This window comes from Pseudomonas sp. LB-090624 (assembly GCF_003205205.1).
GTDB lineage: Bacteria > Pseudomonadota > Gammaproteobacteria > Pseudomonadales > Pseudomonadaceae > Aquipseudomonas.
In genome coordinates, this window is record NZ_QJRL01000001.1 from 256,021 (window position 1) to 280,726 (window position 24,706).

The 24,706-nt window shown below is 63.1% G+C and carries 24 protein-coding genes and 1 tRNA gene; 9 read left to right on the forward strand and 16 right to left on the reverse strand.

The genetic code is table 11. From position 1 onward, the window contains the following. Positions 1-70 precede the first annotated feature (70 nt). Entirely contained in the window at positions 71-1,285 is a 1,215-nt protein-coding gene (locus tag DMX11_RS01235) for an SAM-dependent methyltransferase (RefSeq protein WP_110742903.1), read from the forward strand. A gap of 32 nt (positions 1,286-1,317) precedes the next feature. Here the strand turns inward: DMX11_RS01235 and DMX11_RS01240 are convergent, their stop codons facing one another. The 7 genes from DMX11_RS01240 to DMX11_RS01270 form a co-directional block, all read right to left on the reverse strand. Then, positions 1,318-2,328: a DUF4917 family protein gene (locus DMX11_RS01240; RefSeq protein ID WP_110742697.1), complete on the reverse strand. Its 1,011-nt coding sequence runs from the start codon at positions 2,326-2,328 to the stop codon at positions 1,318-1,320. Between the two features lie 134 nt (positions 2,329-2,462). Then, positions 2,463-4,169 (reverse strand): SulP family inorganic anion transporter, encoded by a 1,707-nt coding sequence (locus DMX11_RS01245; RefSeq protein ID WP_110742698.1) that lies wholly within the window; start codon positions 4,167-4,169, stop codon positions 2,463-2,465. A gap of 211 nt (positions 4,170-4,380) precedes the next feature. Continuing rightward, positions 4,381-4,454 (reverse strand) — tRNA-Gly (locus DMX11_RS01250). A gap of 112 nt (positions 4,455-4,566) precedes the next feature. Then, entirely contained in the window at positions 4,567-5,454 is an 888-nt protein-coding gene (phaG, locus tag DMX11_RS01255) for a (R)-3-hydroxydecanoyl-ACP:CoA transacylase (RefSeq protein ID WP_110742699.1), read from the reverse strand. A 357-nt stretch (positions 5,455-5,811) separates the two neighbouring features. Beyond that, entirely contained in the window at positions 5,812-6,504 is a 693-nt protein-coding gene (locus tag DMX11_RS01260) for a pseudouridine synthase (protein ID WP_110742700.1), read from the reverse strand. Positions 6,505-6,512: 8 nt separating this feature from the next. After that, the gene (locus DMX11_RS01265) at positions 6,513-6,725 is read right to left on the reverse strand and encodes a cysteine-rich CWC family protein (protein ID WP_110742701.1); all 213 of its coding nucleotides are present in this window, start codon (positions 6,723-6,725) and stop codon (positions 6,513-6,515) included. Next, complete coding sequence (locus DMX11_RS01270) at positions 6,718-8,199, reverse strand: diguanylate cyclase (RefSeq protein ID WP_110742702.1); 1,482 nt, start codon at positions 8,197-8,199, stop codon at positions 6,718-6,720. The genes DMX11_RS01265 and DMX11_RS01270 overlap by 8 nt, the downstream gene beginning before the upstream one ends. Before the next feature lie 212 nt (positions 8,200-8,411). Here DMX11_RS01270 and DMX11_RS01275 point away from each other — a divergent pair, with 212 nt between their 5' ends. Beyond that, positions 8,412-8,858, forward strand: coding sequence for a hypothetical protein (locus tag DMX11_RS01275; protein ID WP_110742703.1), 447 nt, complete (start codon positions 8,412-8,414; stop codon positions 8,856-8,858). 41 nt (positions 8,859-8,899) lie between these two features. Here DMX11_RS01275 and DMX11_RS01280 read toward each other — a convergent pair whose 3' ends face one another. Next, positions 8,900-10,006, reverse strand: coding sequence for an enoyl-CoA hydratase/isomerase family protein (locus tag DMX11_RS01280; RefSeq protein ID WP_110742704.1), 1,107 nt, complete (start codon positions 10,004-10,006; stop codon positions 8,900-8,902). Positions 10,007-10,132: 126 nt separating this feature from the next. Between DMX11_RS01280 and ung the strand changes: the two genes are divergently transcribed. Beyond that, positions 10,133-10,825: a uracil-DNA glycosylase gene (gene ung, locus DMX11_RS01285; protein ID WP_110742705.1), complete on the forward strand. Its 693-nt coding sequence runs from the start codon at positions 10,133-10,135 to the stop codon at positions 10,823-10,825. 120 nt (positions 10,826-10,945) lie between these two features. Here the strand turns inward: ung and DMX11_RS01290 are convergent, their stop codons facing one another. The 5 genes from DMX11_RS01290 to DMX11_RS01310 all read right to left on the reverse strand — a co-directional run bounded on the left by DMX11_RS01290 (position 10,946) and on the right by DMX11_RS01310 (position 16,357). Further along, a complete protein-coding gene (locus DMX11_RS01290) occupies positions 10,946-11,977 on the reverse strand; it encodes an AbrB family transcriptional regulator (RefSeq protein WP_110742706.1) in 1,032 nt (343 codons plus the stop codon). Further along, a complete protein-coding gene (locus DMX11_RS01295; RefSeq protein WP_110742707.1) occupies positions 11,970-13,484 on the reverse strand; it encodes a tripartite tricarboxylate transporter permease in 1,515 nt (504 codons plus the stop codon). The genes DMX11_RS01290 and DMX11_RS01295 overlap by 8 nt, the downstream gene beginning before the upstream one ends. A gap of 3 nt (positions 13,485-13,487) precedes the next feature. After that, positions 13,488-13,946: a tripartite tricarboxylate transporter TctB family protein gene (locus DMX11_RS01300; protein WP_110742708.1), complete on the reverse strand. Its 459-nt coding sequence runs from the start codon at positions 13,944-13,946 to the stop codon at positions 13,488-13,490. Positions 13,947-14,042: 96 nt separating this feature from the next. Then, the gene (locus DMX11_RS01305) at positions 14,043-15,023 is read right to left on the reverse strand and encodes a tripartite tricarboxylate transporter substrate binding protein (protein WP_110742709.1); all 981 of its coding nucleotides are present in this window, start codon (positions 15,021-15,023) and stop codon (positions 14,043-14,045) included. A gap of 44 nt (positions 15,024-15,067) precedes the next feature. Continuing rightward, the gene (locus DMX11_RS01310) at positions 15,068-16,357 is read right to left on the reverse strand and encodes an OprD family porin (protein ID WP_110742710.1); all 1,290 of its coding nucleotides are present in this window, start codon (positions 16,355-16,357) and stop codon (positions 15,068-15,070) included. A 200-nt stretch (positions 16,358-16,557) separates the two neighbouring features. On the opposite strand from DMX11_RS01310, the gene DMX11_RS01315 reads away from it, so the two are divergent. Together DMX11_RS01315 and DMX11_RS01320 are read left to right on the forward strand one after the other, a co-directional pair. Further along, entirely contained in the window at positions 16,558-17,229 is a 672-nt protein-coding gene (locus DMX11_RS01315; protein WP_110742711.1) for a response regulator, read from the forward strand. Continuing rightward, entirely contained in the window at positions 17,222-18,601 is a 1,380-nt protein-coding gene (locus DMX11_RS01320) for a sensor histidine kinase (protein WP_110742712.1), read from the forward strand. Before DMX11_RS01315 ends, DMX11_RS01320 begins: the two co-directional genes overlap by 8 nt. Positions 18,602-18,647: 46 nt before the next feature. Here the strand turns inward: DMX11_RS01320 and DMX11_RS01325 are convergent, their stop codons facing one another. Together DMX11_RS01325 and DMX11_RS01330 are read right to left on the reverse strand one after the other, a co-directional pair. Next, positions 18,648-19,454, reverse strand: coding sequence for an HDOD domain-containing protein (locus DMX11_RS01325; protein WP_110742713.1), 807 nt, complete (start codon positions 19,452-19,454; stop codon positions 18,648-18,650). Positions 19,455-19,508: 54 nt separating this feature from the next. Beyond that, positions 19,509-20,450: a folate-binding protein YgfZ gene (locus DMX11_RS01330; protein WP_110742714.1), complete on the reverse strand. Its 942-nt coding sequence runs from the start codon at positions 20,448-20,450 to the stop codon at positions 19,509-19,511. 133 nt (positions 20,451-20,583) lie between these two features. On the opposite strand from DMX11_RS01330, the gene DMX11_RS01335 reads away from it, so the two are divergent. Together DMX11_RS01335 and DMX11_RS01340 are read left to right on the forward strand one after the other, a co-directional pair. Then, entirely contained in the window at positions 20,584-20,838 is a 255-nt protein-coding gene (locus tag DMX11_RS01335; RefSeq protein ID WP_110742715.1) for a succinate dehydrogenase assembly factor 2, read from the forward strand. Further along, positions 20,822-21,280, forward strand: a complete 459-nt coding sequence (locus DMX11_RS01340; protein ID WP_110742716.1) for a protein YgfX — start codon at positions 20,822-20,824, stop codon at positions 21,278-21,280. Before DMX11_RS01335 ends, DMX11_RS01340 begins: the two co-directional genes overlap by 17 nt. A 178-nt stretch (positions 21,281-21,458) precedes the next feature. On the opposite strand, the gene nadB is transcribed toward DMX11_RS01340, so the two are convergent. Further along, positions 21,459-23,063 carry an L-aspartate oxidase gene (gene nadB, locus DMX11_RS01345; protein ID WP_110742717.1) on the reverse strand — a complete coding sequence of 535 codons (1,605 nt, stop codon included), beginning with the start codon at positions 23,061-23,063 and terminating at the stop codon, positions 21,459-21,461. Positions 23,064-23,498: 435 nt separating this feature from the next. Here nadB and rpoE point away from each other — a divergent pair, with 435 nt between their 5' ends. Both rpoE and DMX11_RS01355 read left to right on the forward strand, forming a co-directional pair. After that, the gene (gene rpoE, locus DMX11_RS01350; RefSeq protein WP_003252049.1) at positions 23,499-24,080 is read left to right on the forward strand and encodes an RNA polymerase sigma factor RpoE; all 582 of its coding nucleotides are present in this window, start codon (positions 23,499-23,501) and stop codon (positions 24,078-24,080) included. Positions 24,081-24,111: 31 nt separating this feature from the next. Next, the gene (locus DMX11_RS01355; protein ID WP_110742718.1) at positions 24,112-24,702 is read left to right on the forward strand and encodes an RseA family anti-sigma factor; all 591 of its coding nucleotides are present in this window, start codon (positions 24,112-24,114) and stop codon (positions 24,700-24,702) included. Positions 24,703-24,706: the final 4 nt, after the last annotated feature.

Below are 24,706 nucleotides of genomic sequence, written 5' to 3' on the forward strand. Positions count from 1 at the left end.
CATCCGGCGCCCACAGGTCAACCGGCGCACTGTAGAATGCGCTTCCCGCTATTCGAGGCACCGTTTCTCCATGTCCGCCAGTACTTCCGCCCCCTCCGCGCCGGATGCGCGCGCTCAGTTTCTCGACCTGCTCGACGCCGCCCTGCACGGCGATACCCTGGTCAAACTGGTGCTGGCGCGCCATGTCGGTGCCGACCAGACCTTGCAACGGATCATTGCCAAGCCGCTGCTGGTCAAGGGCCAGCCGTGCCTATCGCTGGTGTACCGCCACCAGACCCGCGACATCACTCGAAACCTGCCACTGGACCAGGCCCAGGCGCTGGTTGCCGAGCTGCTGCCAGACAGCTTCCGCAACGCTCATCTGTTCGATGCTGACGGCGAAGTGCAACTGACCTTCAGCAAGAAGGGCAAACCGATGCTGCAGCGTCATGGCGCACAGGCACCGCGTGAGGTCACTGCGAGCAGTGGCCATGACCGTGAGAAGAAGCGATACCTGGAGTTGTCGCGCCCGTTTTTGCGAGACCTGGGTGTAACCGATGCCCAAGGCGCGCTGATTCCGTCGATGTCGCGTAAATGGAAGCAGATCAACAAGTTCATCGAGGTCTTCGACCACGCCTTGGCCAGTGCCCCGGTGCCGGCCGAGCAGGCACTGCGGGTGGCCGACTTCGGCTCGGGCAAGGGCTACCTGACCTTCGCCATGCACGATTACCTGCGCAACAGCCTGGGCCGCGACGCACAGGTGACGGGTGTGGAACTGCGCCAGGACATGGTCGACCTGTGCAACAGCGCTGCCGCACGCCTCGAGCACCCTGGCCTGGCGTTCCAGTGTGGTGACGTGCGCAGCGTGGTGCCTGAGGCCATCGAGGTGATGATCGCCTTGCATGCGTGTGATATCGCCACCGACTACGCCATCCACACCGGCATCCGCTGCAACGCCGCGATCATCATGTGTTCGCCGTGCTGCCACAAACAGATCCGCCCGCAACTGCACAGTCCAGGCCTGCTGCAGCCTATGCTGCAGTACGGCCTGCACTTGGGCCAGCAGGCCGAAATGCTGACCGACAGCCTGCGCGCGCTATACCTGGAAGCCTGCGGTTACGAGACCAAGGTGTTCGAGTTCATCTCGCTGGAGCACACCAACAAGAACAAGATGATTCTTGCGGTGAAGCGGCGGCAGCCGGCGGATGACAGCGCGTTGATGGAGAAGATTGCCCAGCTCAAGGCGTTCTATGGGGTGCAGGAGCATTGCCTGGAGACGCTGTTGCGGGCGGATGGGTTGCTCTGACGGCAACCACCAGCAGGCCTGCCGGGTGCAATCTAGCGTCGCGCTGCGGGTTGCTCGATCGCCAGATCTGCCAGCCCCAACGGATGCGTACTGGCATCAAAGAAATGCACCTGCGTCCCCGCCAGATCCCCAAACCGGTCCAGATGATGTTGCTTCTGGTTGATCACCGAGGCCTCGCTCAGTGGCCTTATGGCAATAGACAGATGCTTTGGTCGCGCCTGGCGGATAGCTTCGAGCAGGTGTTGGTCGCTGCTGTCCAGGTGCTGCCCGAACAGGCATAGGCCTTGGCTCTCCCGTGCCAGCTGTCCCAGGCACCAGCCCAGGTAGTCAGAGTTGCGTATGGCGCGCAGTTTTTCGTCGCTGCGGTCTTCGTTGACGAACAGCGGCACCTCTCCCGGAATGTTCACCGCGAAGCCATCGAGCAACTCGGCGTTGTCGGCGCTGCGTTGGCGGGTGGTGCCGTCGGGCAGCTTGAGCAAGTGCAGGCCACCATGCAGGTGCATGACGCGGATACCTTCGCAGCTGTTGCGGCGTACGTCGAAGAAGCCTTGCTCGTCGAACAGCTCTGCAAAGCCGTGCGGGGCGTGGTGCACGGCCCATGGCAGCAGCAGGTCGTAATTGCTGGTGTAAACGCTGCGGTATCCGCGCAAGGCCTGGTTGATCGCTTCCAGCGTCGCACTGGGCATCAGTGTCCAGGGCAGGTGCACGGTGCGCACGGCGTGAATCAACGCTTCCTTGATCGAGTAATAGCGGTTCAGCGGCGCGGTGGAGTTGATGGCCAGCGCCGCATTGGTGCGCACGGTGGTGTTGAGGGCGCTGAGCACCGGCTCGAACAGCTCTGTGGACAGGGACTTGAACAAGGCCTGGTCGCTGATGGCCAAGCCTTTCTTGCGGCCGGCGCGTTGCGCTTCCTCGTACAGCGAGAAGTAGCCGAACGGCTTCCACACTGCGCGACTGGCGCCGTTGCCCAGCAGCAGGGCGTCACAGGGGTGGCGGGCGACGAGTTCTGGCCAGGGAGTGAGGGTGACGTCGAGTGCGGGCATGCTGGAGTCCGTTGGGTGGAGCGGGGAACGGGGGCGACTTTAGCATGTCATGCAAGGCGTGCGAGGGTTGGTGTCCTGGCAAACGCATTGTGTGGCGTGCGCTGGCCGTATCGCCGCTAGCAAAGCAACCCGCTTCAGCCCTGTTCGGCCGCTTGCACGCTGCGGTGCCGGTTACGCCACACCCGGTACGCCCGAATCCCCGCCCGCACTGAGGCAAACAGCAGTTTGTCTTCCATTTCCCGCGCCATGCCCGAGCGCACCAGCATCCGCAGGAAGGTGCCGCGGGCGCGGGCGATGGCGAAGAAGATGCCCTGGGCGGCCAGGGTGTCGCGTACTTCGCGCAGGGCGGCCATGCCGCTGACGTCTATGCTGGTCACTGCCTCGGCATCGAACAGCACCGCCTTGGGTTCGGCCTGGCTCTGTACCGCTTCGAGCAGGCGCATCTTGAAGTAGTCGGCGTTGAAGAACAGGATCGCATCGTCGAAGCGGTAAACCACCAGGCCGGGCACGGTACGGGCGTCCTTGAACTTGCGGATGTCGACCTGGCCTTCGGTACCGGGTAGCCAGCCCAGCACGGCGTCAGTCGGTTGATAGATGCTGTACAGCAGGCGCAGTATCGCCAGGGTTACGGCAAACACGATACCGGGCAGCACGCCCAGGCCTAGCACGCTGACCGTGGTCAGCAGGCACAGCCAGAACTCGAAGCGGCTGAGGCGGCGGATGTGCCCCAGCGACTTGACATCGATCAGTCCCCAGCCGGCCATCAGCAGTACTGCGCCCAGTGCAGCCTGCGGGATCCATGCCATGGGTGCGGTGAAAAACAGCAGGATCAGGGCGATGACCAGCGCAGCGATGATGCCCACCAGCTGGCTTTTGCCACCGACCATGTCGTTGACTGCCGTACGCGAGTCGGCGCCGCTGATGGCAAAGCCTTGAGAAACCCCGGCCGCCAGGTTGCTGACGCCCAGTGCAACGAATTCGTGGTTGGCGTTGATCGCATAGCCATGCCGGGCGGCAAAGCTGCGCGCAGTCAGCATGGCACTGCAGAAGCTGACGGTGGCAATACCCAGAGCGTCGCGCAACAGGCTTTTCATCTCCTCCAGGTTGCTGTGCGGCCAGGCCAGCTGCGGGATGCCGGCAGGTACCGGGCCGAGAATGGCAACGCCGAAGCGGTCAAGGCCGAACAGGCCGACCAGCAGCATGAACAGCGCCACTACGGTGAGGGCTGCGGGCAGGCGCGGGTAGCGTCGCGGCAGCCAGATCAGCAGGCCCAGAGCGGCCAGGCCGATCAGCAACGTGACCCAGTGAATCTCTCCCAGGCGCTGGAAGAAATTGATCAGGCTGAGGATGAAACCGTCGCCTTCGATCTTGAACCCTACCACCTTGGACAGCTGCCCGGCGATCAGGCTCAGGCCGATGCCGTTGAGGTAACCGATGAGGATTGGCCGCGAGAAGAAGCTGGCGATGAAGCCGGCACGGGCAATGCCGGCGGCAATCAGCATCACGCCCACCAACACCGTGACGATCACTGACAATTCGACGATGCGCTGCGGGTCGCCCATGGCCAGTGGTGCCACCGCACCTGCGATCATCGCGCAAGTGGCAGCATCGGGGCCGACCATCAGTTGGCGCGAGCTGCCGACCAGGGCATAGACCATCATCGGAAGAACGCAGGCATACAGGCCATACTGTGGCGGCAGGCCGACGATTTGCGCATAGGCGATGGCAATGGGGATCTGGATCGCCGCGACCGAGAGGCCGGCCTGCAGGTCGGCCTGCAGCCATTCGCGCCGGTAGTGCAGCAGGTTGGCAAGGCCCGGTAGCCAGCGGGAAAGAAACATGCGTCATCCTTTCGAAATGTTTCATAAATCCATTGAGCATACCCGCCACAAGCTGTTTCGCTTGTGCGCGTAAACACCCGCTGCGCATTGAAGCGGAACGGCAGGAAAATGGCCATGGGCCAGGTCAAGGTGGGGATGAGAAACGAAAAAAGGAGCGAAGGCTCCTTTTGACTGCGATGACGTTGCTGGAACGTCATGCTTGAATGCGATGTGGAGCGGGTAGAGGGAATCGAACCCTCAACTAAAGCTTGGGAAGCTTTCGTTTTACCACTAAACTATACCCGCGTCTGCGCGTCACTTTTTACCAGAACTCTCCACGAATTAGAAGCCCACGTTATAAAAAAAGCTTGTCGGCACCCCATAACCTGCGGGTATCAGCTACAGAGTGCCGAGGTGCTCAGATGGCCAATGCATGCTGCCCCTGTTGTATCGGCTGATAGCGTTGACGGGTTTCACGCACAGTCGGCTTGAGGAACCCCAGCATGACATTGCGGGTGTTCTCGCAGGCGGCCTTGTTCTCCATATCCAGGAAGTGGCCCGCATCGCGGATCACGCTGAATTGACTGCGCCCCACATGCTTGCCGAACTGCCGCGCGTCCTCGACCGTGGTGTATTCATCGCGGTCACCATTGATGAACAGCACCGGGATGTTGATATTGCGCGCACCCTCCAGCGCCCGCTCCAGGTCATGTTGCAGCACCTGGTTGATGTGGAAGAGCATCTGCGCATACTCGTGGCTGTCCAGGCTGCTGACGTGGCGGTAGTTGAAGCGCTTGAACAGTGATGGCAAGTGCTTGCCGATGGTGTCGTTGACCAGGTTGCCCACCTGGTAGCGATCGCATGCGGCCAGGTATTGGCAACCGCGATCCAGGTAGTCGCGCATCGGTTCGTTGATCACCGGCGAGAACGAACTCACCACGGCTTTCTTCACGCACTGCGGCTGGTGCGCCAGCGCCAGCAGTGTGCTTGCACCACCCCACGAGAACGACAACACGTGGTCGGCCCGGAAGTGCTCGATCAGCTCGAGGAGGATATGCGCCTCGGTTTCCTTGCTGATCAGCCTTTCCTGGCGGTTGTGCGGCTTGGATTTGCCCGCATAGGGCTGGTCGAACAGTACAACGTTGAACTGCGGGTGCAGGTTACGTACCGTTTGGGCGAACGAGGCGGTGGTGGCCAGCGAGCCGTTGATCAGGATAATCGTATTCTCGGCCGCATCCGCGCGATAGAACTCCGTGTAAACCCGATACTGACCTTGGATATCAAGTACAGCGATTTCTGGCCTCATGTCATCGACTCCTGGCGCAAAAAGGGCATTCGCGTCACCTAGGGTGCACGTTCTTTATGACAGGTAGGCATTCGCCTGAAGAGTAACCGGGGGGCCCTGTGTCGATCCTTGGCACATGCGTCGACGGTATTGTTTTTGGCGGGCAATTCGCCGTGCCCCAAGGCATCAAGGCCCTGGGTGGCCGGCAAAAAGTGTGCAGATCCGTGACTGTGACTTGGTGGTCACATGCGGACTGACGATTTGGATTCAAGCAGTGGGTCGCGGATCCCGCAAGTGCCGTTCGGGGGAAAATGTGACTTTTGTCGCTGAGCGGTCGTACGACGAGCGCGTGCAGTCTGTTCCTGCCCGTTCGCGGACCTAGACAGTCGCTATTTCGCCGACTGTAAGTTCGCGAAAAGCCCCAGGCACCAACGCAGGGTCGAGCCGGATCGCCCCCATGCTTTCGCGATGCAACCGCACCACCTTGTTGTTGAAATGCCCGAACATGCGTTTGACCTGATGGTAACGGCCCTCGACGATCGCCAGCCGCGCCTGACGCGGGCCAAGAATATCCAGCTGGGCGGGTTGGGTGGTGAGCCCCTCAAACGCGAAGTAGAACCCTTCACGGAAGCTGGCGACATAGTGCTCGCCAATCTCGTCCTCGGTCTCGACCAGGTAATGCTTGGGCAGCTTGGTGGCCGGCTGGGTCAGGCGTCGCGACCACTGCCCATCGTTGGTCAGGATCATCAGGCCGGTCGTGTTGAAGTCCAGGCGCCCGGCGATGTGCAGATCATCACGTAACGCCGCCGGCAGCAAGTCGAGCACGGTACGGTGTTGCAGGTCATGGGTGGCGCTGACGCAGCCTGCCGGCTTGTGCAGCATCAGGTAGCGGGCCGGGCGGCCGAGCTGCAACAGCTTGTCGTCCAGTTCGATACGGCTGAATTCGCGCACTTCGGTCAGTGGGTCGCTGACCACTTGGCCATCCACCCGCACACGGCGCTGCGCCAGCATCAAACGGGCTTGCTGGCGATTGTGGCTGGGCAGGTTGGCGAGGAAACGGTCGAGGCGCATTGAAATGGTCAGTGGTTGGCGGACGGGCGGAGTTGGTCTTCAACAGCGGCGCAGCGCGGGCACAGGCAAGCCTTGTCGCGCAATTCGGCAGGCAGGGCCTGGAGCACGGCCGGGTCAATGCTGACGCTGTAGCACCAGCAGGCCTGGGTGGCGCGACGTGGGTCGGCCAGGTTGCATTGGTTAAGGGCTCCGCAAGCGGGGCAGTGTTGCTGGTCAGTCATGGCGGGTTTCACTGCAGACACGGTTGCGACCGGCCTGCTTGGCACGATAAAGCGCGCGGTCGGCGCGGGTTAGCAGGGCGTGCAGGGTATCCCCGGGTTGCAGGCTGCTAAGGCCAATGCTGGTGGTCAGGCGCAGCGGCCTGTCGTCGTAACTGAAGGTCAGCTGTTCGGTGCGCCGACGAATCTTTTCCGCCACCTCGATGGCCTGCCGCCCTTCGGTTTCACGCAGCAGCACGATGAATTCCTCACCGCCCCAGCGGCACAGTATATCTGACTGGCGCAGGCTGCCTTGCAGCACATTGGCGAATTGGCGCAGCACTTCGTCGCCTGCCAGGTGGCCGTGGTTGTCGTTGAGCGCCTTGAAGTGGTCCAGGTCGATCAGCAAGGCCACCAGCGGGCCGCTGTCGCGCTGGGCCTCGAGCAGGGCCTGTGCGGCGAGCAGGTCGAAGCTGCGCCGATTGGGCAGGCCGGTCAGGCTGTCGAGGGTTGCCAGGGCTTCGGTGGCGGCCTGGTGGCGGCGGACCATGGCATGCACCAGCGCCAGCACCACCAAGGTGATCATCGCGCAGATCGCAAGGTTCAGGTACAGGGAGTGGCGGATGCGGTCGAGGGCGCCGGTTTCACGCTTGTCCACCAGCAGGTACCAGTTCAGCTCGGGCAGTTGGCGCACATTGAGGAAGTGGCTGCGGTTACCGCTGTCGCGGTACTCGTGGCTGCCTTCGCCGGGCACCGGCTGCTCGGCCAGCAGGTCATTCAATTCGGTGTTGTCGCTGAGCGCCTGGCCCACCCTCAACCCATGCGGGCCACCTTCGGAACCGGTCAGCAGGACCTTGCCTTTGGCATCGGTGAACAGCACCGAGCGCTGGTAGCGGCGTTGGTACTGGTCGATCAGCTTGACCACTGAGGATACGCTGAGCCCGACCCCGGCGGCGCCGATGAAGCGGTGCTGGTAGTCATGCACCTGGTAGTTGATGAATACGGTGAGGCTGTCATGGTTGGCCATGTCCAGGTCGACGTTGATTTCATAGGGCGCCTTGAGATCGCGCAGGCGGAAGTACCAGGCATCGCGCCAGGCACCCGGTTCGACCTGCTTGAGCACGCCCTTGGCCTGGTAATAGGTGAGGGTACGGTCAGATACGAAGAACGAGGTAAAGGTGTCCTGTTTGCCCATGACCTCCCCCAGGTAGCGGGTCATGCGCGCGGTATCCTGTTCACCGGACAACACCCAGTCGCGCAGGAAGGTGTCCTGGGCCATCATCGAGGCGATCAGCACCGGGCGGATCAGGTCCTTCTGGATTTCCGAATAGACCGTGTCGGAGGTCAGCGGCAGTTCGGTATTGATGATGCCGTCGCGGATGGCGCTGCGCGAAGCGAAGTAGCTGATCAGTGACGTGGCCAGAAAGCCGCAGGCCAACAGCAGCAACAGGGTAAGAATCAGCGAGCGCTGCGAGAACAGAGCGGAACGTGAGGGCATGATCTTCCCATGATATGTGCCAAGCCGCTCATTCTAGTGAGATGACCGGGAAATGACTGCAAGTTTTTCGGGACCATCGCACCTGTATCAATTTGTTGCGTAAATGGCACTGCACCCCGGCGGGACTGTCTTATTCAGTGTCGATGAACGCGTTTCGCGTCGACGCTCGCCAGCGCCGCTGTTCGGGCACTCCAGCGGTCCAGGAGGCCGCCATGTCCTATCGAATCCTGTTGATAGCCCTATTGGGGCTGATGACTGCCGCCTGCGCTCCCTATTACGAGAGCGGGGGCTATTACCGTTCGGACTATTACTCCACCGACCGCTATGTCGCGCCGGGTTATTACCGCTATGACCGTTACTACGTGGCGCCACAACCGCGTTATTACTATCAGCCGGCGCCGCGCTACTACCGTTCGGCGCCGGCGCCTTATTACCGCTCGCATCCGCAGCCGGGAATCAACCAGTGGCACGGTAACCCGCGCAACGACTACGGTAACCGCCAGCGCAATGACTACCGGGGTGGCCGGGACCGGCACGATTATCGCGACGGCAGCCAGCGGTACCAGCATGGTGAGTGGCATTCCAATGGGCAGCGCAATGGTGACGGGCGCTGGGACGGGCGGCGTGGCCAGGGGCGGGGTGGCAACTGGCAGCGCTAGGTGAATGAAGGGGCGCGCTCCGCGCCCCTTTTTGGCCAACTTCACCCCATGTCCGCCAGCGGATGCCGCCCCTCCCATGCCTTGGCAAAGTGCGCCTCCACCACCGCTGCCGGCACTTGCGCCACATCCGGCCAATGCCAGCGCGGCCGGTTGTCCTTGTCCAGCAAGCGGGCGCGCACGCCTTCGCTGAACTCCGGGTGGCGGCAGCAGTTCAAAGTCATGCTGTATTCCATCTGGAACACCTGCGCCAATGACAAATGGCGCGCTCGGCGGATCTGCTCCCACACCAGGTGCGCCGTGAGCGGGCAACCCTCATGCAGCCGCTGGCCGGCCTCCGCCAGCAGCGGATCGTCATGCTGCTTGAGCGCTTCCAGTGCGCGCCACGCCGCTGCTGCATCGGCCACATCGAGCAATGAGTCGATTATTTGTCGGCGCGGCAGCCACTGGGCTGCCGGCAACTCGGCCCAGGCACGATGCTGTTCGGCCTTGAGCAGGCTGTTCAGTTGCAGGGCGGTCTGTTCCTGCCAGTTGAGTTGCAACAGTTCCTCGATCAGTGCTTCCTGCTGATATTCACCCAGAAAGCGGTCAGCCAGGCCCAGGTCAAGGGCGTCGCGGGCATTGATCGGTGCCCCGGTCAGGCCGAGGAACAGCCCAAGCTTGCCCGGTAGCCGGGCCAGGAACCAGCTGGCGCCTACGTCCGGATAAAGGCCGATGCTGATTTCCGGCATGGCCAATCGACTGCTGGGGGTGACGATGCGCACATTGGCGCCCTGCAGCAGGCCCATGCCACCGCCCAGCACATGCCCGTGGCCCCAGCACAGCAGCGGCTTGGGGTAGGTGTGCAAGGCATGATCCAGCCGGTATTCGGCAGCGAAGAAGGTAGCCGCCAGCGGTGGCACGCTGCCGGGGTGGTCGCGGCAGGCCTGTACCAGGGCGCGCACATCACCCCCTGCACAAAAGGCCTTGGCCCCGTTGCCGCGCAGCAGTACGCAGACGATGCCGGGATCGCGGGCCCAGCTGTGCAGTTGCTCGCCCAGCACCTCGATCATCGGCAGGTTCAGGGCATTGAGCGCCTTGGGTGCATCCAGGGTCGCGATGCCGATGCGGGCGCCATCGGCGCCGGTGAGTACCTCGCAATGAATGGCCATGAACTACCTCGCGCAAGTCATGGCCCAAGTATGGCTTGCCTGGCCGATCATGCCGGTCGTCGGTCGGATCGTTTGACAAGCGGGTAGGGCTTACCTAGTGTCGCGCCATTGTTTATGGAAGGCCCCATGACTGACGACGATCGCATCAAACTCGAACCGAGCTGGAAGGCTGCGTTGCGCGGCGAATTCGACCAGCCCTATATGCATCAGCTGCGCGAGTTCCTGCGTGGCGAGTACGCTGCCGGCAAGGAGATCTACCCACCAGGGCCGCTGATCTTCAACGCGCTCAACTCGACACCGCTGGACCAAGTCAAGGTGGTGATCCTTGGCCAGGACCCTTACCACGGGCCAGGCCAGGCACATGGCCTGTGCTTCTCGGTGCAACCGGGCGTTGCCACGCCGCCGTCGCTGGTCAATATCTACAAGGAGTTGCACCGCGACCTGAATATTCCGATACCCAACCATGGCTACCTGCAGAGCTGGGCCGAGCAGGGCGTGTTGCTGCTCAACACCACCATGACGGTGGAGCGTGCGAATGCGGCGTCGCATGCCAAGAAGGGTTGGGAGTTCTTTACCGACCGCATTATCCAGGTAGTCAGCGAGCACTGCCCGAATGTGGTGTTCTTGCTGTGGGGCGCGCATGCCCAGAGCAAGCAGAAGCTGATCGATGGCACCAAGCACCTGGTGCTGAAGTCGGTGCACCCGTCGCCGTTGTCGGCTTACCGCGGGTTCCTGGGGTGTGGGCATTTCAGCCGGACCAACAGTTTCCTCGAACAGCGAGGGCTGGCGCCGATCAACTGGGCACTGCCGCCGCTGTGATGGCCCTGCCATAGCGGGCCGCTTTATCGTGGGTGAGCCCGCTTCCACAGGTACTGCGCAGGGCTCAGGCGTTATGCGGTCCCTGTGGGCGCGTGGTTAGCCGCGAAAAGGCCGGCACAGTCATCGCGCTTTGGCGTTCCATGCGCGGAACAAAGGCTCCGCCAGAAACAGTACGAACAGCAGCCGCATCACCTGCAGCGCCGTCACCAGTGGCACCGACAACTGCAGGGTCTCTGCCGTCAGGCTCATCTCGGCAATCCCGCCTGGCATCATTCCCAGCGTCAGCGAACGCAAGTCCAGTGAAGTCATCACGCTCAACACCCAGGCCGCACAGCCGGCAATCGCCATGCACAACGCGGTTGCCACCAGCGTACGCCCCAGGAACGAGGGGGCGCGGCGGAAGAACGCACGGTTGAAGTGACAGGCCAGGCCACTGCCGATCAACCATTGGCCAAGCTGGCTGGCGCCATTGGGCAGCGCAATTTGCAGGTTGCCCGCCAGGCTGACCGTGGCCGCCACCAGCAATGGCCCGAACAGCCATGGGTTGGGCTGGCGCAAGCGCTGCCAGAGCAATGCCACCGCAACACCCAGCGGAGCAATGAGTGCCAGCCAGCCCCAGCTCACGCTACCTGCGTGGTTCAGCGGTACCCCATCACCCAGCAGGAACTTGAACAACGCCGGTATGCACAGCACCACGGCCAGCACCCGCAGGCTTTGCGCCGCTGCGACCTGGCTGAGCACCGCGCCGTTGCGTGCGCCAAGGTTGACCATTTCCCCCGAGCCGCCGGGCATGCTGGCGAAGAACGCCGTGGCGCGGTCTTCACCGGTACGCCGCAGCAGCCACACGCTGATCACGCTGGACAGGGTGGTGAACAGCGCACCGAAGAAGATCAGCGCGAAGTGGCTGGCCACCTGCTCGATCACCGCCGGGGTGAAGTGCAGGCCGATGCCGACACCGATGATCCACTGACCGCATTTGCGGCCATTGGGGATTTCCGGGAGTTGCCAGGGCGTCAGGCAGCGCACGAGGATGATCGTCAGCAGCGAACCGACCATCCATGGCAAAGGCCAGCCGACCTTGCTGGCGGCAAGACCGCCAGCAAGGCCGACCAGCCCGGTCGCAACGAACAGCGGGAAAGACCGATCAGGCATCGGCCATGGCCCGACGCTGCTGGGCGCGTTTACGCCAGGTGCGCAGCAGCGGCAGGGTCAGCATGCAGAGGGTCAGCACCCAGACCGACATGCTGATCGGGCTGGACCAGAGGATGCCCAGCTCACCGTTGGAAATCGACAGCGCCCGGCGCAGGTTCTGCTCCATCAGCCCGCCGAGGATGAAACCCAGCAGGATCGGCGACAGCGGGAAGTCCAGCTTGCGCAGGATATAGCCCATGATGCCGATGCCGACCATGAGGAACAGGTCGAAGGTGGTGGCATGCACGGCATAAACGCCGATCGCGGTGATGATGGCGATTACCGGCACCAGCGCCCAGTTCGGCACGGCGAGGATGCGGGTGAAGATGCGGATCATCGGGATGTTGAGGATCACCAGCATGATATTGGCGATGAACAGCGAGGCGATCAGGCCCCAGACGATGTCTGGCTGTTGTTCGAACAGCAGCGGTCCGGGGGTGATGTTGTACAGGGTCAGTGCACCGATCATCACCGCTGTGGTGCCGGAGCCCGGTACCCCGAGGGTCAGCATGGGCACCAGTGCGCCACAGCAGGATGCACCAATGGCGGTTTCCGGGGCAGCCAGGCCACGGGCATCGCCTTTTCCGAAAGTGCCTTTTTCACCGGCCATGCGCTTTTCGGTCATGTAGGCCACGGCACTCGCCAGTGTTGCCCCGGCACCTGGCAGAACACCCATGACGAAGCCCAGCAGCCCGCAGCGGATGTTGACCGCGAACACCGACGCAGCTTCCTTGAAGTTGAACAGCATGCGCCCGGTAGCCTTGACCGCTTGGTGACCGTGGTGGGTCTTTTCCAGCAGCAGGAGGATTTCGCTGATCGAGAACAGGCCCAGCACCAGCACCACGAACTGGATGCCATCGGCCAGGTGTACGCTGTCACCGGTGAACCGGTACACGCCGCTGTTGGCATCGATGCCGACTGCCGACAGGAACAGGCCGATCAGTGCGGCGATGAAGGTTTTCAGCGGCTTGTCACCGGCCATGCCGCCAAGGGCGACAATGGCGAACACCATCAGCACGAAGTATTCCGCCGGGCCGAAGGCGATGGCCCATTTCGCCAGCAGCGGGGCAAACAGCACCATGCCGCAGGTGGCGATGAAGGCGCCGATGAACGAACTCCAGGCCGACAGCGACAGTGCCACGCCAGCCAGGCCCTGGCGGGCCATGGGGTAACCGTCGAGGGTGGTCATCACAGTCGAGGCTTCGCCCGGGATGTTCAGCAGGATCGAGCTGATGCGCCCGCCGTATTCGCAGCCCAGGTAGACTGCGGCCAGCAGGATCAGCGCCGACTCAGGCGGCAGGCCCAGGGCGAAGGCGATGGGAATCAGCAGTGCCACGCCGTTGATCGGGCCCAGACCGGGCAGCAGGCCAACCACGGTGCCGATCAGGGTGCCGGAAAGGGCGGTGACCAGGTTGTAGGGGGACAAGGCGACGCCGAAGCCCTGGCCCAGGTAGCTCAAGGTATCCATGTGTCAGTTCTCCAGTACGCTCAGCAGGCCAAGGGGCAGGGGCACGTCCATCACGCGGTCGAACAGCCAGTAGAGGAAGACGCTCATGCACACCACCACGACGGCGCTTGACAGCCAGCGGCCGCCATACAGGCGCGCCATGGGCAGGCCAACGAGGATGGCGCTGAGGATGAAGCCGAGGAGCTCGAAGGTGGCTGCGAAGATGACCAGCAAGCCGACACAGGCGGCGATCTTGATCAGGGTCTCGCGGTCCAGCTCCGGTTCGTCGTCCTTGCGCACGATTGGCGTGGGGCGGAACACCAGGTACAGCAGGCCCAGGCCCATCAGCCCGAGCATCAGCAGTGGGTAGGCGCGCGGGCCTACTGGTTCGTAGGAGAATGCTGCCTGGTAGGGCCAGGCCATGACGGCCAAGGCGGCACACACCGCCAGCAGGGCCAGGGCGAAGATGCGTTGCAGGATCATGAAGAAATCCTCGTTGGGAACGCGCAAGCGAGATGCAAATCCTGTGAGAGCGGCTGCAAGGCCGCTCTCACAGGGATCGTGGTGAATCCGGCAGGCTTACTGGATCAGGCCAAATTCCTTGGCCAGCGCCTTGTAGTCAGCCACTTGCTTCTTCACATAGCCGTCCAGTTCTTCGCCGGTCATGGCGAACGGGAACAGCTCGCGCTGGTCACGCAACTTGGCGAAGTCTTCCGAGGCCAGCATCTTGTCGAACGACTGCTTCCACCAGGCGTAGTCCTCGTCGCTGACCTTTGGCCCCAGGTAGAAACCACGTACCACTGGCCATACGATGTCGTAGCCCTGTTCCTTGGCGGTGGGGATGTCTTTCATCTCCGGCTCGTCCAGGCGGTTTTCCGAGAACACCGCGAGGATGCGCATGTTGCCGGCCTGGATGTGCGGCATGGAGTCGGAAATATCGGTAGAGCCGACCTGGATATGCCCGCCCAGCAGTGCCGTGGCGATTTCGCCACCGCCCTCCAGGGCCACATAACGCAGGTCGCGCGGGTTGATACCGGCAGCCTTGGCGATCAATGCGGTCTGCATCCAGTCCTGGCTGCCGACGGTGCCGCCGGAGCCGATCACGACCTTGCTCGGGTCTTTTTTCAGCGCCGCGACCAGGTCATCGAGGGTCTTGTAGGGTGAATCGCTTTTCACGGCGATGGCGCCGTAGCTGGTGCCGACGGCCGCCAGCCATTTCACTGCGTTCTCGTCGAAGCGGCCGAACTTGCCCTGGGCCAGGTTCAGCAGCGAGCCGCTGGACCACGCCACCAAGGTGCCGGCGTCGGCCGGGCGTTGGGCGACCACGGCGTTGTAGGCCACCGCGCCGACACCGCCGGGCATGTACGTGACACGCATCGGCTTGCTGAGGATCTTTTCCTGCACCAGCGCGCTTTGCACCAGCTTGCAGGTCAGGTCGAAACCACCGCCAGGCGAGGCAGGGGCGATGCATTCGGGGCGTTTCGGTTCGGCAGCGAGGGCGTTGCCGGCCAACAGCAGGCAGCCGGTAGCGAGGACGAGGCGGCGCAGTGAAAAGGTCATCGTCGATCTCCGTGAGTTGTTGTTATCGGGTTACTGCTATTGGCTTACCAAAGGGCCACGCTGTAGCTCACCAGCAGCCGCACTTCGTCGGCATCGCGGGCGAAGTTGGAGCGGAAGGTGGCATTGCGCAAACGCACGGCGACGTTCTTCAACGGGCCGCTTTGTACCACGTACTTCAGTTCGGTGTTGCGCTCCCACTCCTTGCCTTCACCACCGGCGGCACGGCTGACGTTGTCGCCGCTGATATACCGCGTCATGAAAGTCAGGCCCGGTACACCGAGGGCGGCAAAGTTGTAGTCGTAGCGCGCCTGCCAGGAGCGCTCGTCGGCACCGGCGAAGTCGTTGATCTGGACGAAGTTGACCAGGTACGGGTCGGCGCCATCGACATACGGGAAGGCGCTGTCGCCGGACAGTTGCTGCCAGGCGGCACTGACCTTGTGCCCGCCCAGGGTGTAGCTGAGCATGCCGTTGACCGTGGTGTTGTCGATGTCGCCGGCCTTGGCGGCGCCAGCGTCGTCGCTGAGCGCCAGGCGCAGGTCGGCGCCAAAGGTGCCCGGGCCCCACGGCTGGGTGGCGACCATGCCGATGAAGTGCTGGCGGTAGATATCGTCGAGCTGGGCGAAGTGGTAGCTGCCGGTGATGCGGTCGGTGAACTGGTAATCGAGGCCACCCAGGGCCAGGTTGTCGGCGCTGAACGAGCCACCGAAGCGGCCGTTCTTGTTGTTCAGGGCCAGGTCTTCCCAGTTGGTGTCGTTGCGGTCCTTGGCTTTGTCCAGGCGCCCGCCGGTGAAGGTCAGGCCCTTGATTTCCTTCGAGGTCAGCAGGCCGCCTTCGAAGGTTTGCGGCAGGATGCGCCCATCGTTGGGCTGCAAGGTCGGCAGTTCCGGGATCAGCGTGCCGATCTTCAGTTCGGTCTGCGAGATCTTCACCTTGCCGGTCAGGCCAAGTTTGGAGTATTCGTCGGCAGCCTTGCCGTCATCGTGGGTCGGCAGCAGGCCGGTGTCGGTGCGGTCGGGGCTGGAGTCGAGCTTGATGCCGAGCATGCCCAGTGCGTCCAGGCCGAAGCCTACGGTGCCATCGGTGTAGCCCGACTCGAAATTGAGCATGAAGCCCTGGGCCCATTCGTCGCGCTTGGATTGTTGCGCGCTTGTGCCGTCGCGAAAGTCGCGGTTGAAGTACATGTTGCGGGTTTCGAAGGTGGCCGTGCTGTCTTCGAAGAAGGCGGCCTGGCTCATTGGGGCGACACCGGCAAGCGCAAGGGCGCTGGCGATGGCGGAGGGGCGTGTGGCAAACGAACGGGTAGGCGCGAACGCCTGCGGCTGCGATGACAGCATCGTCGATGACTCCGTTTTATTGTTCTTATTCGTTGCACCTTGCTGGTGCTTTTTTCGGCGCGAAGCGCGACCGTGGTGCGATGCTAGGCAACGAACCTTTCGCTAACCTTTCAGCGTGAAAGGTTTGTTACAAGGGGCTTCACAGGCTTCATGACAGCGGTACACTCCGCGCCACCGCCCCACCCGAGCAGGAGAATCCGATGCGTGTGCTGCTGGTCGAAGACCACCTGCAACTGGCCGAAAGCGTTGCTCAAGCCTTGAAAAGCCACGGCCTGACCGTGGATGTGCTGCATGACGGCGTGGCTGCCGACCTGGCCCTGGCCAGCGAGGAATATGCGGTGGCCGTGCTGGATGTCGGCCTGCCGCGCATGGACGGTTTCGAGGTGCTGGCGCGTCTGCGGGGCCGTGGCAAGACCTTGCCGGTGCTGATGCTGACCGCACGCAGCGACGTCAAGGACCGGGTCCATGGTTTGAACCTGGGCGCGGACGATTACCTGGCCAAACCGTTCGAGCTGACCGAACTTGAAGCCCGGGTCAAGGCTCTGCTGCGGCGCAGCGTGCTGGGTGGCGAGCGCCAGCAGCGCTGTGGTCCGCTGGTGTATGACCTGGACACCCGGCGCTTTTCCCTGGGCGCAGAAAACCTGACCCTGACCTCGCGGGAGCAGAGTGTGCTGGAAGCGCTGATCGCCCGCCCGGGCCGGGTGATGAGCAAGGAACAGTTGGCTGCCCAGGTATTCGGCCTGGACGAAGAGGCCAGCCCCGACGCCATCGAAATCTACATCCACCGCCTGCGCAAGAAGCTTGATGGCCAACCCGTGGCCATCGTCACCTTCCGCGGCCTGGGTTACCTGCTCGAGCACCGTGATGCGTGACAATGGCAGCCTGCGCGGGCGCCTGCTCGGCAACCTGGCGTTGCTGCTGGTGGTGCTGATGCTGGCCAGCGGCCTGAGTGCCTACTGGAACGGCCGTGAGGCCGCCGACACGGCGTATGACCGCACCTTGCTCGCCTCGGCGCGGACCATCGCCGCCGGCCTTTCGCAGCGCGATGGGTCGTTGAGCGCGGACGTGCCCTATGTGGCCCTGGACACCTTTGCCTACGACAGCGCCGGGCGCATTTACTACACCGTGCTGGATATCAAGCAGCGGCTGATTTCCGGCTACGAGAACCTGCCGCCGCCGCCGCCGGGCACACCGCGTACCGACGACTACCCGGCGCTGGCGCGGTTCTACAACGCCACTTATCTGGGCCAGGACGTCCGCGTGGTCAGCTTGCTGAAGCCGGTGAGCGAGCCGAACATGAACGGCATGGCGGAAATTCGCGTAGCCGAGACCGAGGAAGCACGGGTGCGCATGGCCCGTGGGTTGATGGCTGACACCCTGCTGCGCCTGGGAATGCTGGCGTTGGGCGCGCTGGTGATGGTGTGGTTTGCCGTAAGTGCTGCATTGCGGCCGCTGGAGCGCCTGCGTACGGCAGTGGAAGAGCGCCAGCCGGACGACCTGCGGTCGTTGCCGGTGGTGCAGGTGCAACGGGAGTTGAGCCCGCTGGTGCGGGCCTTGAACCACTTTACCGAACGCTTGCGCGGCCAGTTCGAGCGCCAGGCGCAGTTCATCGCCGATGCGGCCCACGAACTGCGTACACCGCTGGCGGCCCTCAAGGCGCGGGTCGAACTGGGCTTGCGCTCGTCCGAGCCGCAGGAGTGGCGGCAGACCCTGGAGTCTGCGGCCCAGGGAACCGATCGCCTGACCCACCTGGCCAATCAGTTGCTGTCGTTGGCGCGGGTCGAGAACGGCGCCCGGGCGATAGCCGAAGGCGGTGCCCAGCGTCTGGACCTGAGCCAGCTGGCACGGGAACTGGGCATGGCCATGGCACCACTGGCGCACAAGCGCGGGGTGGCGCTGGCGCTGGAGGCCGAGGCGCCGGTGTGGCTGAAAGGGGAGCCGACGTTGCTCAACGAATTGTTGAGCAACCTGGTGGACAATGCCTTGGCGCATACGCCCGCGGGCGGTAACGTGATTTTGCGGGTTTTGGCGCCGGCCGTGCTGGAGGTGGAGGATGACGGGCCGGGGATTCCCGAGGCCGAGCGCGAGCGGGTGTTCGAGCGCTTCTACCGCAAGAGTGCGCAGGGCAGCGGGTTGGGGCTGGCGATCGTTGGTGAGATCTGCCGGGCGCACCTGGCGCAGGTGAGCCTGCATGATGGGGCCAAGGGTGGATTGCGGGTGCGGGTGAGCTTTATCGCTGATTGACGGGTTGCCTGTGCTGGGCCCTGGCGCCAGCATCGGCTTACACGGCTCAGCGCAACATGCTCCGCGCCTCGAGTAACTCATCTACCTCCAGCTCGGTACCGAACGGCAGGCCAAGGTGGCGGTAGGCCGGCAGTGCTGCCAACGGCCGGTTGCGGCCGCGTTGGCTGATGCAGCGGGCGATCTGCACGATGTCGATGTAATCGACCTTGTCGGTCTGCCGGTCCAGGTCCTGCATCTGGCTTGGCAAGTTGACCAACTGCTCCGGAAACTCCCACAGCTTGAGGATTTTGTCACCCAGCACTGGCTGGATCTGCTCGATCACGTAATGCAGGCATACCGGGTCGGACAACAGCTCATTGTGCTCTTCGGCATAGATCAGCACCGGTAAGGCGCCAATCTGGTTGACCAACCCGCCCAGGGTGGCCTGGTCCGGCTTGAGGTGGGTGTAGCGGCGGCATATTTCGTAGCTGATACCTGCCACTTCCAAGCTGTTGACCCAGATATCCCGCAATTTCTGTTCAACTGCCGGCGAGCGTGCGTGGAAGATCTGCTCGATTACCAGGCCAATGGCCAGGTTGCAGCTGTAGTTGATGCCCAGCCGCGTGATCGCAGTGTGCAGGTCGGTAACCTCGACCGCCGCGCGCAGCAGCGGGCTGTTGACGACTTTGATCAGGCGCGCTGAAAGGGCCGCGTCGCGACCTATCACCTTGCTCAGGGCCGCTACGCTGATCTCGCTGTCTTCTGCCGCCTCGCGGATGCTCAAGGCGACCTCGGGCAGGGTTGGCAGGACCAGGTCATCCTTTTCGATGGCGTCGAGCAATTGTGCTTGAACCATCTCGGCCAGCTTGTTCATGGGCGTGTCTACCGCAGTGGTGGTGCGGCCCCGCCGCAGGGCGGGGCAGGCTGGTCAGCGCTGGATTTCTCGGTCGCGGTCCAGTTCGTAAGGCAGGGTCAGCACTTGCAGGCGAGGGCCTTCCAGGCTGCCCAGGTGCAGGTTGTCGTCTTCGACAGCCTCGGCACTGAGTACCGCGAGCAGTTCGCAGCCTGCGCCGTTGCCGGCAGCAATCACCACTTCACCGACTGACGAACCATGGGTGGGCGAGAAAATTTCGGCCCCTGGGGCAGGGATGGCCTGCTGGTCCAGGGCCAGGCGATACTGACGACGCTTGAGCTTGCCAAGGTACTGCATGCGCGCGACGATTTCCTGGCCGGTGTAGCAGCCCTTCTTGAAGCTGACACCATCGACCGCTTGCAGGTTGATCATCTGGGGGATGAACAGCTCACGGGTTGGCCCCATGACCTGGCCGATCCCGGCGCGAACCTGGCCCAGCAGCCAGTCGTTGAGGCTGCCTTCGGGCAGGGCGGCAGCAAGCGCCTGGCGCACCGGCTCGGCGTTGTCTGCCGGTGCCCACAGCTCTACGCGGCCAGGGGACACGGTAATGGCGATCAGCCCTTCATGGCGTACGGTACTGCCAGCGGCAGCAGGCACATCGAGCCCCAGGGCCTGAAGTGCCGCTGCGCCACCCTGCAGGCCGAAGCGCACCCAGGCGGGGCTCTCGTCGGTCAGCGTGGCCTTGGAGAACACGGCGTACTTCTTCAGGTCGGCCAGTTGCGCGTCCAGCAGTTCGCTGGCCATGGCCAGCAGGTAGCCATTGCCTTCGGGCAAGATGCGGAAGCTCGACTGCATGCGCCCCTTGACCATGCAGCGGGCGCCAAGGCTGGCATATTCCTGGCTGAGGTAGTTGATGTTGCAGGTCAGCTGGCCTTGCAGGAACTTGCCTGCATCGGAGCCGCGGACGGCGAGAATGCCCTCGTGGGACAGGGGGCAGAAGAAAGCGGAATCGGCCATGGGTCATCGCGGTGGCTAAAGACTGGCGGCCATCATAGAACGCCGGTAACAAAATAGGTAGGTGACTAGACCAACGCCCGGTGTCGCTTCGCTCGGCTGGCTGTATACTGGCGGGCCATTCGAGGAGGGCCCCATGGTCGAACAAACTGAACTCAACCGGCTTTTCTGGCACAGCCGCCGCGGCATGCTGGAACTGGACGTGCTGCTGGTGCCTTTCACCCAGGAAGTCTACCCCAGCCTCAACGAAACCGACCGCGAACTCTATGTGCGTCTGTTGAGCTGCGAGGATCAGGACATGTTCGGCTGGTTCATGGAGCGCACCGAGTCCGAGGACCCGGAGCTGCAACGCATGGTCCGCATCATTCTGGACCGTGTCCAGCCCAAGTGATTGCTTTGAATGCCGCTGGCAAGGCTCGCGCCTGTTGCTGGCGGCCTACATGGCTTGCCAGGTGCTCGCCTGGCTTGCTGTATGGACGAGCCCGTTGCCGGCCTGGCTGGCTTTGTCTGTTGTTGGCATCTGTATCGCCCACGCTGGCTGGGCGATTCCTCGACGAATTCTTCTGACCCATGAGCATGCCATTGTCGGCCTGCGCCGTGATGCGCGCGGCTGGCAGGTGTTCAGCCGTGGTTGTGGCTGGCAGCCGGTGCGGTTGTGCCGGGATAGCGTAGCGTTGCCACGGTTGGTGGTTCTGCGCTTTGAGCGGGTGGGCCGAAGGGTGGGGGAGAGCCAGTGCATACCGCAGGATGCGCTAGGGGCTGACGAGCATCGGCGCTTGCGGGTACGGTTGAAGTTCAGCCGGCGGCGCTGGGCTGCGGTGAGCCGGGCCTAGATCGACCTCGGCTTAGCTTCATCGCGGGCACGCCCGCGTTCATCGAACAAAACATACCTTAATGATTTGGCAGGGGCTCTGTGGGAGCGGGCTTGCCCCGCGAACACCGGCGAGGCGGGTGCCATGCACCGCACGGCCCCCTTCGCGGGACAGGCCCGCGAAGGCCGCGACGCGGTTTTCAGCGCGGGCTGAGGATGGTGTCCTTGGCCTCGTCCAGCATCCCTGGGTAATCCAGGGTGTAGTGCAGTCCGCGGCTTTCCTTGCGCTGCATCGCCGACAAGATCATCAATTCGGCCACCTGCGCCAAGTTGCGCAACTCGATCAGGTCGCGGCTGACCTTGTAGTTGCTGTAGAACTCGTCGATTTCATCCAGCAGCAAACGAATGCGATGCTGCGCCCGCTGCAACCGCTTGCTGGTGCGCACGATGCCCACGTAGTCCCACATGAAACGCCGCAGCTCGTCCCAGTTGTGCGCAATGATCACATCCTCGTCCGAATCGGTAACCTGGCTGGCGTCCCAGCCGGGCAGGGCCTTGGGCATGGCCACTTGCTCCAGGTTCGCCTCGATGTCGGCAGCAGCGGCGCGGCCATAGACGAAGCACTCCAACAGCGAGTTGCTGGCCATGCGGTTGGCACCGTGCAGGCCGGTGAAGCTGGTTTCGCCAATGGCATACAGGCCCGCCACGTCGGTGTGGCCACGCTCGTCGACCATCACCCCGCCGCAGGTGTAGTGCGCCGCTGGCACCACCGGGATCGGCTGGCGGGTGATATCGATACCGAATCCCAGGCAACGCTCGTAAACGGTGGGGAAGTGGCTCTTGATGAAGTCGGCCGGCTTGTGGGTGATGTCCAGGTACACGCAGTCCACGCCCAGGCGCTTCATCTCGTGGTCGATGGCGCGGGCGACGATGTCTCGCGGAGCCAGCTCTTCGCGTGGGTCGAAGCGCGGCATGAAGCGTTCACCGTTGGGCAGGCGCAGCAGGGCGCCCTCGCCACGCAGGGCTTCGGTGATCAGGAAGCTTTTCGCCTGCGGGTGGTACAGGCAGGTCGGGTGGAACTGATTGAACTCCAGGTTCGCCACCCGGCAACCGGCCCGCCAGGCCATGGCGATGCCGTCGCCGCAAGCACCGTCGGGGTTGCTGGTATAGAGGTAGACTTTGGCCGCGCCACCCGTGGCCAGTACGGTGAATCGCGCGCCGAAGGTGTCCACCTCACCGGTGTTGCGGTCGAGCACGTAGGCACCCAGGCAGCGCTCGCCGGGCAGCCCAAGGCGCCGTTCGGTGATCAGGTCGACTGCTACGCGCTGTTCCAGCAACTGGATATTCGGGCGCAGGCGAGCCTGTTCCAGCAGCGTGGTAAAGATTGCCGCACCGGTAGCGTCGGCAGCATGGATGATGCGTCGGTGGCTATGGCCGCCCTCACGGGTGAGGTGGAACTCGAAGCCGCCATCGTCGACGCTGTAGTGCTCATCGCGGGTAAAGGGTACACCTTGCTCGATCAGCCACTGGATGGCTTCGCGGCTGTGTTCGACGGTAAAACGCACCGCGTCTTCATGGCACAGGCCACCGCCGGCATTGAGGGTGTCCTCGACATGCGACTGCACGGTATCGGTATTGTCCAGCACGGCGGCGACACCGCCTTGGGCCCAGAACGTCGAGCCATTGGCCAGGTCGCCCTTGCTCAGCACGGCTACGCGCAGGTGGCTGGGGAGGTTAAGTGCCAGGCTGAGACCGGCGGCACCGCTGCCGATCACCAGGACATCATGTTGGAATTGTTGGCTCATGTCGGGACACTAGTAATCTTTGGAAGGGGCACGGCACAATAGTCACGCGCCGATGGCATTGTGAAACTATCGTTAAACTGGGCCGGGTTGCCTTTATAGCAGCCCCGGGTGGCCAATTTCCATGCCACTTGCCAGGTTGCGTCAACCTTTGTGGGAACTTTCCGACATGGCCGGAAATCCTATGAAGGCTGCCCGCACGCCACAATTTGCCGCGGCGACGCAGGGCGGCAGGCCTAACCGGGCTGACCCCTGCGTATTCGAAACCTGATTATCGACGTAGCCGGCCGTGACCGCGCCGCGTCTTCCGTGCTAGCCGACCAAGGGCAGCAGGAAACTTGCTTGGAGGGGAGAACTTTTGCGCAAAGCCCGAGTCTATGGTTGCAAGCCTGAACGATGGCTGATGCAACGCTCCTTCGAGTTCACTGAGGAGTGTTCATGCTAACCCAGGAAGAGGATCAGCAGCTTGTCGAGCGCGTGCAGCGTGGTGACAGGCGAGCGTTCGATCTGTTGGTGCTGAAGTATCAGCACAAGATTCTCGGGTTGATCGTGCGGTTCGTTCACGATACCCACGAGGCCCAGGATGTAGCACAGGAAGCCTTCATCAAGGCCTACCGTGCGCTTGGCAACTTCCGCGGCGACAGTGCGTTTTATACGTGGCTGTACCGCATCGCCATCAACACGGCGAAGAATTACCTGGTGTCCCGTGGAAGACGGCCGCCAGACAGTGATGTGAGCTCCGAGGATGCGGAGTTTTACGACGGCGATCATGGCCTCAAGGATCTCGAGTCCCCAGAGCGCTCGTTGTTGCGGGATGAAATCGAAGGCACCGTCCATCGGACCATCCAGCAACTGCCAGAGGACCTGCGCACGGCATTGACCCTGCGCGAGTTCGACGGACTGAGTTACGAGGACATTGCCAGTGTCATGCAATGCCCGGTGGGTACCGTGCGCTCTCGAATCTTCCGCGCTCGGGAGGCCATAGACAAAGCCCTGCAGCCGTTGTTGCAGGAAACCTGAGACAGCGGCGACAGCCAAGAGAGGAACCGCCATGAGTCGTGAAGCTTTGCAGGAATCGCTGTCCGCGGTGATGGATAACGAAGCGGACGAACTGGAATTGCGTCGGGTGTTGAATGCCGTCGACGATGCCGAAACCCGTGCTACCTGGTCGCGTTACCAGGTTGCCCGCGCAGCCATGCACAAGGAGCTGCTGCTGCCTAACCTGGATCTCGCTTCGGCGGTATCTGCCGCGCTGGCTGACGAAGCCGTGCCGGCCAAGGTCAATAAAGGGCCTTGGCGCAGCATTGCCCGTCTGGCGGTTGCTGCTTCGGTTACCGTGGCCGTGCTGGCTGGCGTACGTATGTACAACCAGGACGAGATCACTGGCGCCGAGCTGGCTGCCCAGCAACCTGCTCAGCAGGGCCTGAGCGTGCCACAAGCACAGGGCCCAGCCGTTTTGGCAGGCTATAGTGAAAGCAGTGAGCAACCGACCGGGCCGATGGCCAACGGCGTGCTGCAGAACCAGGCCGGCTGGGATCAGCGTCTGCCAGGCTACCTGCGCCAGCATGCCCAGGAGTCTGCGCTGAAGGGCACTGAAACCGCATTGCCCTACGCTCGCGCCGCTAGCCTGGAAAACCGTTAAGTAA

Coding starts and splice junctions, on each gene's coding strand:
- DMX11_RS01280 (WP_110742704.1), bottom strand. CDS start 10,006: ATGGCCATTCATTGCGAGGTACTCACCGGCGCCGATGGCGCCCGCATC.
- DMX11_RS01245 (WP_110742698.1), bottom strand. CDS start 4,169: ATGTTTCTTTCCCGCTGGCTACCGGGCCTTGCCAACCTGCTGCACTAC.
- DMX11_RS01305 (WP_110742709.1), bottom strand. CDS start 15,023: ATGACCTTTTCACTGCGCCGCCTCGTCCTCGCTACCGGCTGCCTGCTG.
- DMX11_RS01320 (WP_110742712.1), top strand. CDS start 17,222: ATGCGTGACAATGGCAGCCTGCGCGGGCGCCTGCTCGGCAACCTGGCG.
- DMX11_RS01240 (WP_110742697.1), bottom strand. CDS start 2,328: ATGCCCGCACTCGACGTCACCCTCACTCCCTGGCCAGAACTCGTCGCC.
- nadB (WP_110742717.1), bottom strand. CDS start 23,063: ATGAGCCAACAATTCCAACATGATGTCCTGGTGATCGGCAGCGGTGCC.
- DMX11_RS01335 (WP_110742715.1), top strand. CDS start 20,584: ATGGTCGAACAAACTGAACTCAACCGGCTTTTCTGGCACAGCCGCCGC.
- ung (WP_110742705.1), top strand. CDS start 10,133: ATGACTGACGACGATCGCATCAAACTCGAACCGAGCTGGAAGGCTGCG.
- rpoE (WP_003252049.1), top strand. CDS start 23,499: ATGCTAACCCAGGAAGAGGATCAGCAGCTTGTCGAGCGCGTGCAGCGT.
- DMX11_RS01265 (WP_110742701.1), bottom strand. CDS start 6,725: ATGACTGACCAGCAACACTGCCCCGCTTGCGGAGCCCTTAACCAATGC.
- DMX11_RS01260 (WP_110742700.1), bottom strand. CDS start 6,504: ATGCGCCTCGACCGTTTCCTCGCCAACCTGCCCAGCCACAATCGCCAG.
- DMX11_RS01330 (WP_110742714.1), bottom strand. CDS start 20,450: ATGGCCGATTCCGCTTTCTTCTGCCCCCTGTCCCACGAGGGCATTCTC.
- DMX11_RS01315 (WP_110742711.1), top strand. CDS start 16,558: ATGCGTGTGCTGCTGGTCGAAGACCACCTGCAACTGGCCGAAAGCGTT.
- DMX11_RS01235 (WP_110742903.1), top strand. CDS start 71: ATGTCCGCCAGTACTTCCGCCCCCTCCGCGCCGGATGCGCGCGCTCAG.
- DMX11_RS01295 (WP_110742707.1), bottom strand. CDS start 13,484: ATGGATACCTTGAGCTACCTGGGCCAGGGCTTCGGCGTCGCCTTGTCC.
- DMX11_RS01270 (WP_110742702.1), bottom strand. CDS start 8,199: ATGCCCTCACGTTCCGCTCTGTTCTCGCAGCGCTCGCTGATTCTTACC.
- DMX11_RS01325 (WP_110742713.1), bottom strand. CDS start 19,454: ATGAACAAGCTGGCCGAGATGGTTCAAGCACAATTGCTCGACGCCATC.
- DMX11_RS01310 (WP_110742710.1), bottom strand. CDS start 16,357: ATGCTGTCATCGCAGCCGCAGGCGTTCGCGCCTACCCGTTCGTTTGCC.
- DMX11_RS01355 (WP_110742718.1), top strand. CDS start 24,112: ATGAGTCGTGAAGCTTTGCAGGAATCGCTGTCCGCGGTGATGGATAAC.
- DMX11_RS01300 (WP_110742708.1), bottom strand. CDS start 13,946: ATGATCCTGCAACGCATCTTCGCCCTGGCCCTGCTGGCGGTGTGTGCC.
- DMX11_RS01290 (WP_110742706.1), bottom strand. CDS start 11,977: ATGCCTGATCGGTCTTTCCCGCTGTTCGTTGCGACCGGGCTGGTCGGC.
- phaG (WP_110742699.1), bottom strand. CDS start 5,454: ATGAGGCCAGAAATCGCTGTACTTGATATCCAAGGTCAGTATCGGGTT.
- DMX11_RS01275 (WP_110742703.1), top strand. CDS start 8,412: ATGTCCTATCGAATCCTGTTGATAGCCCTATTGGGGCTGATGACTGCC.